The 12,379-nt window shown below is 41.7% G+C and carries 10 protein-coding genes and 1 riboswitch; of the genes, 9 read left to right on the top strand and 1 reads right to left on the bottom strand.

Annotation, left to right across the window (positions count from 1 at the left end; translation table 11 throughout):
- Positions 1–14: 14 nt before the first annotated feature.
- On the bottom strand, positions 15–1,268 hold the full coding sequence (locus BN985_RS13505) for a DNA polymerase IV (protein ID WP_042224011.1): 1,254 nt from the start codon (positions 1,266–1,268) through the stop codon (positions 15–17).
- Between the two features lie 213 nt (positions 1,269–1,481).
- Between BN985_RS13505 and BN985_RS13500 the strand changes: the two genes are divergently transcribed.
- The 9 genes from BN985_RS13500 (at position 1,482) to BN985_RS13460 (ending at position 12,362) form a co-directional block, all read left to right on the top strand.
- Entirely contained in the window at positions 1,482–2,393 is a 912-nt protein-coding gene (locus BN985_RS13500) for a DoxX-like family protein (protein WP_042224010.1), read from the top strand.
- Position 2,394: 1 nt separating this feature from the next.
- Positions 2,395–3,009 carry a DUF4166 domain-containing protein gene (locus tag BN985_RS13495; protein ID WP_042224009.1) on the top strand — a complete coding sequence of 205 codons (615 nt, stop codon included), beginning with the start codon at positions 2,395–2,397 and terminating at the stop codon, positions 3,007–3,009.
- Entirely contained in the window at positions 2,999–4,600 is a 1,602-nt protein-coding gene (locus BN985_RS13490) for a YndJ family protein (protein ID WP_052360683.1), read from the top strand. Before BN985_RS13495 ends, BN985_RS13490 begins: the two co-directional genes overlap by 11 nt.
- Before the next feature lie 85 nt (positions 4,601–4,685).
- Entirely contained in the window at positions 4,686–6,158 is a 1,473-nt protein-coding gene (gene dacB, locus BN985_RS13485) for a D-alanyl-D-alanine carboxypeptidase/D-alanyl-D-alanine endopeptidase (RefSeq protein ID WP_042224005.1), read from the top strand.
- Between the two features lie 86 nt (positions 6,159–6,244).
- Positions 6,245–6,352, top strand: a riboswitch (SAM riboswitch).
- Positions 6,353–6,444: 92 nt separating this feature from the next.
- Positions 6,445–7,500, top strand: coding sequence for an LLM class flavin-dependent oxidoreductase (locus BN985_RS13480; RefSeq protein WP_042224003.1), 1,056 nt, complete (start codon positions 6,445–6,447; stop codon positions 7,498–7,500).
- 11 nt (positions 7,501–7,511) lie between these two features.
- Entirely contained in the window at positions 7,512–8,462 is a 951-nt protein-coding gene (locus BN985_RS13475) for an ATP-grasp domain-containing protein (RefSeq protein ID WP_042224001.1), read from the top strand.
- 308 nt (positions 8,463–8,770) lie between these two features.
- Entirely contained in the window at positions 8,771–9,631 is an 861-nt protein-coding gene (locus tag BN985_RS13470; protein WP_042223998.1) for a manganese catalase family protein, read from the top strand.
- A 119-nt stretch (positions 9,632–9,750) separates the two neighbouring features.
- Positions 9,751–11,160 (top strand): sodium/glutamate symporter, encoded by a 1,410-nt coding sequence (locus BN985_RS13465; RefSeq protein ID WP_042223996.1) that lies wholly within the window; start codon positions 9,751–9,753, stop codon positions 11,158–11,160.
- Positions 11,161–11,177: 17 nt separating this feature from the next.
- Complete coding sequence (locus BN985_RS13460; protein ID WP_042223995.1) at positions 11,178–12,362, top strand: cation:proton antiporter; 1,185 nt, start codon at positions 11,178–11,180, stop codon at positions 12,360–12,362.
- The last annotated feature ends 17 nt before the right edge of the window (positions 12,363–12,379 follow it).

Below are 12,379 nucleotides of genomic sequence, written 5' to 3'. Positions count from 1 at the left end.
TAATATCTGAATTTCTATGCTCTATGTCCACCGATTTTCTTACTCCGACCAATGGTGATACCTGCGTTTGTATAGCTAGTGGCACGGAGGATAGCGGTAGTTCCAAATTTATCGCGAATAGCGTCCATGGCATAGCCGATATCGTTCTTCTTGGGGCGATCTTCAAACAGATCCAACTGGGTTTCGCCTTTGGCAAATAGATTACCCAATGTGACGTAGACATGGCGAATATTGCTTTTTCCATCATAAAATTTGCGGAAAAGCTGAAGACAGACGCCATAAACATCCATCGTTACATTTGTCGGAATACTGACTGATTGGGACCTGGAAAAGCCGCCGCCTGTTTCTTTTGAATAAGAGATTCCAAGATGAATCGTTCTCCCAGCTTGGTCAGCTGTGCGGGCACGACGGCATACCTCTTCACATAAATCCAGGATGCAAATAGGGGCCTCTTCTGCCGAATAATCTCTTAAGAGGGAAATACCATGGCCAAAGCCTTTTTGTTCGGTTTTCGTAAAGTTGCCAAACACCGGGCTAAGATCGATTCCCCATGCATGCCAGTACAGCTGCTCTCCCATCACACCAAATCGTTTCTTCAGCTGATCCAGACTGAAACGGGCAATTTGGCCAAGCGTGACAATTCCCATACGATTTAAATTACGCTTCATTCTGCCGCCAATCCCCCAGATTTTTTCCACAGGGAAGGGCCAAAGCTTCTCTTCTACATCTTCATAGCGACATTCGGCAATGCCGACTTTTTTTGCATGCAAATCCATCACCACTTTTGCGAGGAACTTATTATCCCCAATCCCAATAGAGCAAGTGATGCCAAAGTTTTCTAAGATATCTTCTTTTATTTTTTCAGCGATTTCCCAACGCGTCCCGAACAATTTTTCCAGTCCATTTACGGTTACCCAAACTTCATCCACAGAGTATTGGTGGATGGCTTCTTTTGGAACGTACTGATATAGCAGCTTCGTAATCTCTGATGAAACGTATAAATAGTCTGCCATATGTGCCTGCACAATGTGCAACTCGGGGTCATGTTTTGGTAGCTCGAAGAAACGGCTAACATTGCTGATGCCGTATTTTTGCTTTAGTGCTGGCGATGCAGCCAGGACAATACTTCCCGGTCGATCGGGATCCCCGACAACGGCCAGCAGTGCAGTCATAGGGTCTAGGTGCATTTTTACTGCCTCCACGCTTGCATAGAAGGAGCGCATATCAATACAGAGCACATCATTGCGAGCATATTTGGAGTAGTCCATTTCTTTCACCTCTTGTAGAACGTTTGTTCTAATAGTATATGCCAATCGACCTAGTTTTAGCAATGGTAATTTATGAAAGGTTCGATTTGTAGACCTAACATTTGGTGGGGGAGTAGGGAAAACCTTACTTATTCCGCCAGCTTCTAAAACAGAAAAAAAGATAACGCAATTTATGTTATATTTGAAATAAACATATTTCTAAGGGGAGGTATTATGAAGCCAAAACCAATCTATGTCGAAATACCAATACATACAGACATGAAATCATTATGGGAGGCTACCCAGCGACCTGATCTTCATGAAAAATGGGATTTGCGATTTTCCTCTATTACATATTTACCAAAAAAGGAAGGCGAGCCCCAGCAGTTTTCGTATCAAACAAAAATTGGATTTGGAGTACGGATTAAAGGCTGGGGCGAAAGTGTGGGCAGCTATCAAGCAAAGGACGATGCAAGAACGTCTTCACTGCATTTTGGCACGGATCAGAAAATTTCTCTTATTCGAGAAGGAAGAGGTTATTGGAAGTACAAGCCAGAAAATGATAACACCGTCACCTTCCTCACCCAATATAATTATGAAACAGGCTTTGGCAAGCTTGGAAGTCTCTTTGATATGCTATTATTTCGCCCATTAATCGGCTGGGCTACAGCGCTTAGTTTTGATGTTGTAAAGCGATGGCTAGAAAAAGGGGAACAACCATGGGCACAGTATACACGGTTTTTTACTCACTGGATCACTGGTATTCTCTTCGCTTTTGTCTGGATTTATCATGGTTTAGTGCCAAAGGTCATAAACCAGCATTCGGCAGAACTGTCCATGCTACAACAGGTGGCTCCAGTAGATGCACAAACAGCGATCATGCTCGTGATGATAATTGGAGCACTGGAAGTACTATTCGGGCTAGGCTGGCTATTCTATCGAAAGAAACGTCAACTGTACAGACTGCAGTTTATCGCTTTTCCAATCCTAACAGTAGGAGCAATTTTTGCTGCTCCAGAGCAGCTTACCGCGCCATTCAATGCCCTAACCTTTAACGTGACATTGCTTGTTTTAACCTGGGTCGGCTGGATGGCAAGTCGAGGGGTGCCAACTGCAAAAAACTGTAAAAGAAAGCAAGGAGATTAACATGACTGTCTCGATATACGAACAAATATTAGGCCAAGCGTTTTACCAATTACACCCAAAACTCCAACAACGCTATACATTTTTACAAGACCGTCCATTTGAAGCAAGGGGTGTCATGAAACGAATAAAAGGTGTGCCAAAAGGCTTACTGCCGCTTGGCTGGTTTGGTGTAAAAAGAAAATTACTTTTTCCAGAGAGAGGAGAAGGGATTCCTTTTACGTTAAAAAACACACCAGGCATCGGAAGAGATGGGGAGAAACAAGTACACTGGGAGCGTGTTTTTTACTTTGGTAAAAAACGACGCTATTTTAATGCCTTAATGCGTTTTAATGCAAAAGAGGCTATTATCGAGGATTATCTGGGAGAACCGCCCATTGTTTATTCGGATCTGGAACTGGCGGTCGATCATGGAGCACTCATCATCACTTCCAAGCGACAGCGCTTGCTGCTTGGTCCAGTTGAGGTTCCATTGCCAAGCATTTTTCAAGGGAAAGCAACTGTTAAAGAAGCATACATAGAGGAAAAAGAGGCGTACACGATTAGCGTGCACGTTAAAAACCCGCTGATCGGAAGCCTTTTCGCCTATGAGGGAGCGTTTCGCCATTATGACATTTAATAAAGTAGCAATAGGCATGATTGTGTTATTTTTAATTCTTACTTTATTCGGTACTGGGCCATGGTATTATTTATTGCTAAGTATTGCCCAATTAGTATTTGTACCACTAACTCTCCACTTGTTAGGCCAAGCGGAGCAAGGATTTTTTCGTATCCTGCCGTATGCAGCTTTTCTCGGACTAACTGCTGTTTTCTTGCTTGAAATGACACAGCGCACACCTTGGGATATCGTCCTTGCGCTTTTTTATCTAGCTTTTACGATACTTGTGGCTTGCTTTGGGGCAAAGCGACTATTACAGCGTGGGTTTGCACAGTTTGAAGAATTTATGATTGATATAGGTTGCATGTACCTTGCAATTGGAGGGGCTTGGTATTTCGCTAGTGTCGTTCAGCTAGATACTGGTTTTTCTCCGATTTTAACATGGTTAACAGGCATCCATTTTCATTATGCTTCCTTCTTGTTACCGGTTTTTGCAGGTTTTTTAGGAAGGCTAAACCAAAACCGCTTTTATAAAATGGCTGGTATAGCTATCTTATTGGCGCCCATTCTTGTAGCAGTCGGTATTTCCTATGCAGTAGTACTAGAGTTTATTGGTGTGATCCTCTATATGATAGGGATCTACAGCTTGATCATCTTAGCATGGAAAACTAGCTTTTCCCGCCCAATACAGGCATGGCTCATTCGGCTGTCCTTTTCTGCGTTGGGAATATCCATTTTGTTCTCCCTATGCTACGCCTTTGGTAATATGACAGGTGTGTTTTATGTAAGTATTGACTTTATGCTCAGATTCCATGGTGTAATGAATGGAGTCGTATTTGCCATGGTTGGGCTAATTGGCTGGATGATCAGTTGTCCCGGGGCGCATGCGGGTCATCGATCTTTTCCAGTCAGTTGGATAAGGGGAGAGCGAGTTATTGGAGAAAAAATGTTAGCTAACATAAAAACAGAACATACATACAATGGGCTAGTTGATTCCATGCACATTTACGAGCCACAAATTGAAAGAGATAGTCTATCAAATTCGGTGATTGATTTCTATGAAAACACCAATGATTACAGGCTTTTTTCGCAAGTGAAATGGCACGGATGGTTTAAGCCCTTTGCTTGGATCTATCAACATATTAGTAAGCGGATTGGACAGCTTAATCTTCCTTTCTCTGCTAAAGAAGTAGAGATGACGGGAAAAATCATCGGGGTAAGCGAAACAGTTGATGGACGAACAAAACCACGGGTCTGGCTGCGAAAGGTGGACGAGGAGACAGTATTTGTTGCGATTTATTCTTTTCATGAAGGAGAGGGCCGTACCTCCATGAACATTGCCCTCCCCCTTCCAGGCTCTACTATGATGGGCATTCTAGCCTTGCAAAATAAGCATGGCACCCTGCAACTAACAAGTAAACAACAAGAAAATGCACCACAAGCAGGTATCTATTTGGCTATTGGCAGGCAGGTAATAAAGCTTCCTTTGGAAGAGACATTTGTTGTAGGGGAAGAACAGGATGGGAGATTGAGAGCGACACATAAAATGCGCATTTTCTTGGTACCTTTTTTAACCATTGAATACCGGATTGTTCATAAGAATAAAGGATAAACATTTTTTTCATAACAAGGATTTCCGTCTCATTTTGTGGAAATACTGAATAGGGCCTGATCAATAAAATGTAAGAGGTGCTTACATGATGTTAACAAGAAATGTCAGCCGTGTATGGATGCTCTTGCTCATCTTTTGCTTAGTTGCTTCTGTGCCCATAGATAAAAAAGTACATGCGATAGAGGAGCGGGGGACAATGAAACAGCGTTTGGATAGCATAATAGAAACAGAACCAATGTTGAATGGTGCATTAGTTGGGATGAGTGTGCGGGATGCTAAATCTGGCAAGCTTCTATATGGAAAACATGGAGATACAAGACTTCGTCCAGCATCCAATATGAAACTTTTAACAGCAGCGGCAGCATTAGAAATTCTTGGAGAAGACTATACCTTTCCTACCGAAATAAAGACGGACGGCGTTCAAAGAGTTGAACAGTTAGAAGGGAACCTTTACCTTGTAGGAAAAGGCGATCCGACATTGACACCTGAAGATTTCGCTGGTTTCGCAGAGCGGCTACAAAACCTAGGGATCACCCATGTTGAGGGCGATCTTATTGGAGATGATACTTGGTATGATAACGCACGCCTTTCCCCGGATTTAATTTGGAGCGACGAATCGTTTCATTACGGGGCGCAAATTTCGGCGCTGACTGCCTCACCTGACCAAGACTATGATGCGGGAAGTGTTACGCTTCATATAACACCAAGTACAGAGCCAGGGGAGAAGCCACTCGTAACCGTGTCACCTGATACAAACTATGTAACAATACATAACCGAGCTGAGACAAGTCCCAACGATATGGAAGAGGATTTAACTGTGGAGCGAGAACATGGGTCAAACGAAATCACGCTTACGGGCACCGTTCCAGCTGGGGCAGAAACGGTGAAAGAATATATGGCCGTATGGGATCCGACAAGCTATGCCATGGCCCTCTTTCAGGATGCCCTTCAAGCAAAAGGTATCACTTGGTCTGGAGAAGTGAAGATAGGGAAAGCACCGGAAAAAGGTTCTCTCCTCATTCAAAACAAATCTATACCAATAAAAGAGTTGCTTGTACCGTTTATGAAGCTGAGCAACAATGTGCACGGGGAAGTTCTTGTTAAAGAAATGGGAAAGCATGTCAACAAGGAGGGCAGCTGGGAAAAAGGGCTTGAGGTTATGGAAGAGGAGCTAGAAAAGCTTGGGTTAAATCAAAGTACTTTATTGATTAGAGATGGATCGGGCATTTCTCATGTCAATCTCATTCCAGCAAACGAACTGAGTAAACTACTTTTCATCGTACAGGATAAGCCGTGGTTTCCTGCCTTCAAGAATGCACTCCCTGTAGCAGGGGAGACAGAAAAAATGGTTGGGGGCACACTAAGGAATCGATTGGGAGACGTCCAGGTTGAAGCTAAAACAGGAACAATCTTTGGAGTAACTACACTATCTGGTTATTTACAGACCCTTTCAGGGGAAAATTATATTTTTTCTATTATGATTAATAATGTGCTTGATGAAGAAGTTGCAAAAGAGGTGGAAGATAGGCTTGTTCGTATTATGGTGAAAATACCTTAAGTCTCGGTTTTCTCTCGGATGATTTAATTTATTGACAGTTCAAACATTTTGTTCTAATCTAGAAAGTAATAATTAAATAAGGATGTTTCTTATCCAGAGAGGTGGAGGGATATGGCCCTTTGAAGCCTCGGCAACAGGTCTGTTTAGTCAGATACTGTGCCAATTCCACCAAGCAATTGCTTGGAAGATAAGAGGAGGAAGTTCTATTTGAATTCAACTCTTTTCTTCAGGAAAGAGTTTTTTTGTTTTCATTTGTTTTCAATTTTGGGGAATAGGAGTGGGGAAGATGAGATATGGATTTTGGTTACCGATTTTTGGAGGTTGGCTACGTAATGTAGAAGATGAGAAAATGCCACCAACTTTTGATTATGCAAAGCAAATAATTCAGTCAGCAGAAAAGTGGGGCTATGACACGACATTAATTGCTGAACTCTATTTAAATGATATTAAAGGGACAAAAGAAGATTCAATTGAAGCATGGTCAACGGCGGCAGCACTAGCTGCTGTAACCGAAAAAATAGAGATTATGACGGCCGTTCGTCCTGTCTTTCATAATCCCGCTGTTACAGCCAAAATGGCGGCCAACATTGATCATATTAGCAATGGGCGTTTTACATTAAATGTCGTATCCGGCTGGTGGGCAGAGGAAGCGAAGCAATATGGAGCAGAATTTACTGAGCATGATGCCCGTTATGAGAGAACAGAAGAATTTCTTGAGGTGTTAAAAGGGTTGTGGACGGAAGAGTCGTTCTCCTACAATGGAAAATTTTATCAAATTGAAAATACAAAGCTTTCACCAAAACCTGTCCAACGACCAAACCCAGTGTTGTATGCAGGGGGTGAAAGTGACAAAGGAAAAGAGGTTATTTCCACGTATTGTGATGCCTATGTCATGCATGGCCATACAGTAGAAGAAGCGAGACAAAAAATAAACGATATGAAAGAGCGGAGAGAGCATACAGGTAAGGAACCCCTCCAGTCGTTTGGCATGGCCGCTTATGTCATCTGTCGTGAAACAGAAGAAGAGGCATTACAAGAGCTTGAGAGAATTACAACTGTAAAAGAATCGGATGCATATGCTGGATTTCAGGACTTTACAACAATGTCACAACTGGAACAGCAGGTCAAACTGCAGGATTATTCCGTATCGAACAGGGGTCTACGTCCAAATCTTGTAGGGACACCAAAGCAAATAGCCGAGCAAATTATAGCATATGAAGAAGCTGGAGTGGATCTATTATTGTTGCAATGCTCTCCGCAATTGGAGGAGCTAGAAAACTTCGCCAAAAACGTTATGCCAAAGGTCGATGAATTGAAAAAAGCGTTACTAAGCAGAGGATAGGAGATGTAATCATGACGAAATTATATGTCATTCATGAAAATGAAGAATGGACGACACATTTATTTAAACGACTTGAAGAATTAGCGATTCCCTATGAGGATTGGCTACTAACGAGTGGGGAGGTTGATCTGGCTGCTGAACCGCCTGAAGGCATTTTTTATAATCGAATGAGCGCATCATCTCACACAAGGGGAAACCGCTTTTCTCCAGAGCTGACAAGTGCCGTGTTATCCTGGCTTGAACATCACGGCAGGACCGTTGTGAATGGGAGCAGGGCACTTGATCTAGAGCTTAGTAAGGTGAAGCAATATTTGGAGCTGGAAAAATACGGAGTCCGTACACCAAAGACAACGGCTGCAGTGGGGAAGGGAAAATTGATTGAAGTAGCCGAAAGCTTTGCAGGAAAACCTTTCATTACAAAGCATAATAGAGCTGGGAAGGGACTTGGTGTTCAATTATTTCATTCAGTCAAAGCCTTGCAGGAATATGTAGAAGGGGAAGGTTTTGAAGAACCAGTTGACGGTGTCACGCTAATACAGGAATATATTCAGTCACCAGATTCTTTTATCACGAGATGTGAATTTGTAGGCGGGGAATTTGTTTATGCAGTAAGGGTTGATACATCAGAAGGATTTGAACTTTGCCCGGCAGATGCATGTACTATCGAAGATTTATTTTGCCCTGCAGAAGAACAAGAAAAACCCGCCAAATTTCAGGTGAGACAAGGTTTCTCACATTCTGTTCTAGAAAAATATAAACAAGTGCTAGCAGGAAACGACATCCAAATAGCAGGAATTGAATTTATAGAAGATGAGCACGGTGAGATATATACGTACGATATTAATACAAATACAAATTATAATGCTGATGCGGAAGCCGAGTATGGCACCTATGGAATGCTGGAGGTAGCGAAGTATTTGGGGAAGAAACTGAACTCCCGCTACCCTACCCTCCTATCTTAATTCAAGTTAGAAACTCCCACTTTAATCCAAGAAAGTGGGAGTATTTTAATGTTTATTGGTCAATTGTGAAATGATCATCATCAATTAATATGTCTCTTGATCGAGATGCCAGCTCGAGGCAGATAAGACAGCAATATGGAGGATAAAACGACATTCAAAGCTGACAAACCGACCTCATTGAATACATACATATTAACGAGCACTCCTACTTCTGTATAAATTTTATGGAACAATGGCCTAGCTATCCGCATACCATCTAAAAGGGGCGGATATTCGCCTATTGTGAAACTAAAAAGGATGTGAGTGGAGTGTTTTATCACGTTAAAGATTTACAGTATCATGCCAAGCCTGATCGTCCGGATCCTGTTTTTGCTAAAAAGCTACAAGAAGTTCTAGGCGGCCAATATGGTGAAATTTCGGTTATGATGCAGTACTTATTCCAAGGGTGGAACGTAAGAGGGAATGGGAAATACAAGGATTTATTAATGGATATCGGAACAGAGGAAATAGCACACGTGGAAATGCTAGCAACATTAATTGCACGTCTTCTGGATAACGCTCCAGATATAGAATTAGATGATGCTGTGGATGATCCAGTTGTAGCTGCTATATTGGGCGGTTCTAATCCACAGCATGCCATTGTCTCAGGGTTAGGAGCAATGCCGGTAGATAGTGTGGGTAATCGCTGGACAGCTAGTTATATTGGAGCAAGTGGTAACTTGATTGCAGATTTTCGAGCCAATTTAATGGCAGAGTCAATGGGAAGGCTTCAGGTTGCTCGCTTATATGAGATGACGAATGATAGTGGAGTTAGAAATACATTATCTTGGCTTATAGCACGAGATACTGCCCATCAAAATCAGTGGTATGCTGCAATTAAAGAGCTGGAAGAAAAAGAAAACATCGTCGTCCCAAGTACTTTCCCTCGAGAACTAGAGGTACAGCAGGTCGCCTATACATTATTTAACTTCTCACAAGGAGACGCAAGTGCTGAAGGTAGATGGGCGCATGGACCGAGTATGGATGGCTGTGGTACTTTTAATTATGTTGATAGACCTGTTGCGTTTGCCCCAGCACCGCACCTTCCACCGGCTCCTCCTTATCTTTTTAATACACCAGCATGGGCAATGCGCAAGTCAGATGATCTGCCCGACCCTGATACCAAATAGAAACATATAAAAAACTCTCTGCTTAGAAGATAGAGAGTTTTTTTATATTTTAAGTTGTGTTTGAGAAATTTTTAAGGAGGGAAAAAACAAACAACTAAGCGAAAAAAGGAGCTGGAAACATGACACCAGATCAAATTGGCTTTACATTACTATATCTAGCTTTCTTTCTACTTATAGGTAAATGGATCCGCATGCGTGTTAAATGGCTACAGAATTTATTTCTTCCTTCGTCCATTATAGGTGGTTTTCTAGCTTTATTAATGGGCCCAGAAGTATTAGGAAGAATTCTTGGGAACTTTACAGGTGAAGATTCCTTTTGGATAAACGGCATTATGACAGGAGAAGTAATGGAAGTGTGGGGAGCACTACCTGGATTAATGATTAACATTGTATTTGCTACCTTATTCCTTGGTGCAACTATTCCAACTTTATCCAAAGTTTGGAATTACGGTGGACCACAACTTGCCTTTGGGTGGACAATAGGGTGGGGACAATATGTGATAGGTGTTCTACTTACTATACTTGTGCTTACACCTTTCTTTGATATTCCTCCAATGGCAGGAGCTTTAATTGAAGTTGCATTTGAAGGAGGTCACGGAACAGCAGCTGGTATGGCAGGGACTTTTGAAGATCTAGGCTTTTCGGAGGCTTATGATCTGGCGATAGGTCTAGCAACAGTTGGGGTGCTTTCTGGTGTATTAATTGGTATCTTTCTGATTAATTGGGCCGTAAGAAGGAAAAAAACAGAGATAATAAAAGATGTAGAGGATTTTTCCAGTCTCCGTAAAAAAGGAGTTATGGAATTCCAGAACAGAGAACCTGCTGCTAATATGACGGTCAGACCAGAATCAATTGAACCACTATCCTTACATTTTGCTATGGTGGGGCTTGCAATACTAGTAGGCTGGCTAATTTTACAAGGGCTAATTGGTTTAGAAAGTGTATCATGGGGAGCAGCGACAGATTCTGAATTTATGACGTATATTCCATTGTTCCCATTAGCGATGATCGGGGGAATAATCATTCAAGTTATTTTTAGCAAGTTCGACCAAACTGAGATCCTAGATCGTAGAATGATTAATCGAATACAAGGATTCTCCCTAGATATTTTAATCCTAACTGCTATTGGAACGGTTTCTCTAGATGTTATTGGGGAATATTTTGTCCCATTCTTATTACTAGCAGGAGTAGGTATCGCCTGGAACGTGCTCGGGTTCTTATTCTTGGCTCCGCGGATTATACCTTCCTATTGGTTTGAACGTGGGATCGGTGATTTTGGACAATCAATGGGTATCACTGCAACTGGTTTACTCCTTATGCGTGTCGCGGATCCTGACGGAAAATCTCCATCTTTTGAAGGATTTGGGTACAAGCAGCTTATATACGAACCATTCCTAGGGGGAGGCCTTGTAACGGCCCTATCTGTCCCACTCATCTTCCAATTTGGAGCAATACCATTTTTAATCGTGTCAGTCGTAATGTGCCTTCTTGGAGCAGTAGTAGGTTTATTCTATTTTGGTAAGAAATAAGAAGGAGATTTTGCAAGATGAACACCCATCAACTATTAATCTTATTAGTAATTGGCTATATCGTTTTTTCGTTAGACAAAAAACAAAAATTTTTTCCGGTTCCAATTATACTTGTTTTACTAGGAATCGGTCTTTCATTTATTCCATATTTCAGTAGTTTATCAATCTCAAAGGAACTCATTTTTATGGTGTTCTTACCAGCCTTGCTATTTACATCGGCATACCGATTTCCTGTTAAAACATTAAGGGAAAATAAGTGGGTAATTGGAAGTTTAGGTACACTAGGGTTACTACTAACTGTCGGAGTACTTGGAATATCTATTTATTTCATTGGTAATTTCTTTGTCTCTCTCTCCTTGACAGCTTCCTTACTGGTAGCATCAATTTTAGCGCCAACAGATCCTGTTTCTGTTGTCTCGATATTAAAAAAGTCATCTAGTGACGAGAAGATCGCCGATATTGTAGAAGGGGAATCTTTACTAAATGATGGGACAAGTATCGTCTTATTTACAGTGTTTTTAGAGATGTACCTGCATCAAACTGGTTTTTCTATCGGGTCTTTTGTCACGGAGTTCCTTTATGTAGCCCTTGGAGGTGTTGCAATAGGAGCGATTTTTGGTTGGTTAATGAGCAAGCTAGTGCATTTTACACACCATCGAGAATATCAAGTCATGCTAAGTATTATCGTGGCATACGGAAGCTTCTATATAGGAGAAGGGATCGGCGTTTCTGGTGTGTTATCTACCGTTACAGCAGGATTAATGTTGTCCTATGAGTTTGGTAGAAACATTAAAGAGGGACATTTCCGAAGTTCTTTAAATGGTTTTTGGGATATCGTTGAACCAAGTGTCCTGGCTATATTATTTTTGATGATTGGTGTCCAATCCGCTGATTATTTACAATTTAATGGCTGGGGGCTTGCCTTTCTCATTTTCGTAGTATCCGTGTTGGCTCGCTATATTGTCCTTCTGGCCACATTTAAAGGGGTCCCGAAATGGAGAAATGACTTCTCTGGGAAGGATGCCACATTAATAGCATGGACAGGCATTAAAGGAACCATGTCAGTAGCATTATTAATGGGATTAGAGGCACAGAATAATGGAAGTAGCATGCTTATTTCCCTAACTTTTGCAGCCATTCTATTATCACTCATTATCCAAAGCGTGGGAGTGTACCCGCTAACCAAAAAATTAAGTAAGTAAACAAACATTCACAGAAA

It is taken from the genome of Oceanobacillus manasiensis (assembly GCF_000724085.1).
Taxonomy (GTDB): Bacteria; Bacillota; Bacilli; order Bacillales; family Amphibacillaceae; genus Oceanobacillus_B; species Oceanobacillus_B manasiensis.
This window is presented reverse-complemented; position numbering and strand designations above follow the sequence as displayed.

Bases quoted from the DNA above. Each gene is read 5' to 3' on its own strand.
- BN985_RS13460 (WP_042223995.1), top strand. From the start codon at position 11,178: ATGAACACCCATCAACTATTAATCTTATTAGTAATTGGCTATATCGTT.
- dacB (WP_042224005.1), top strand. From the start codon at position 4,686: ATGATGTTAACAAGAAATGTCAGCCGTGTATGGATGCTCTTGCTCATC.
- BN985_RS13495 (WP_042224009.1), top strand. From the start codon at position 2,395: ATGACTGTCTCGATATACGAACAAATATTAGGCCAAGCGTTTTACCAA.
- BN985_RS13500 (WP_042224010.1), top strand. From the start codon at position 1,482: ATGAAGCCAAAACCAATCTATGTCGAAATACCAATACATACAGACATG.
- BN985_RS13465 (WP_042223996.1), top strand. From the start codon at position 9,751: ATGACACCAGATCAAATTGGCTTTACATTACTATATCTAGCTTTCTTT.
- BN985_RS13475 (WP_042224001.1), top strand. From the start codon at position 7,512: ATGACGAAATTATATGTCATTCATGAAAATGAAGAATGGACGACACAT.
- BN985_RS13480 (WP_042224003.1), top strand. From the start codon at position 6,445: ATGAGATATGGATTTTGGTTACCGATTTTTGGAGGTTGGCTACGTAAT.
- BN985_RS13490 (WP_052360683.1), top strand. From the start codon at position 2,999: ATGACATTTAATAAAGTAGCAATAGGCATGATTGTGTTATTTTTAATT.
- BN985_RS13505 (WP_042224011.1), bottom strand. From the start codon at position 1,268: ATGGACTACTCCAAATATGCTCGCAATGATGTGCTCTGTATTGATATG.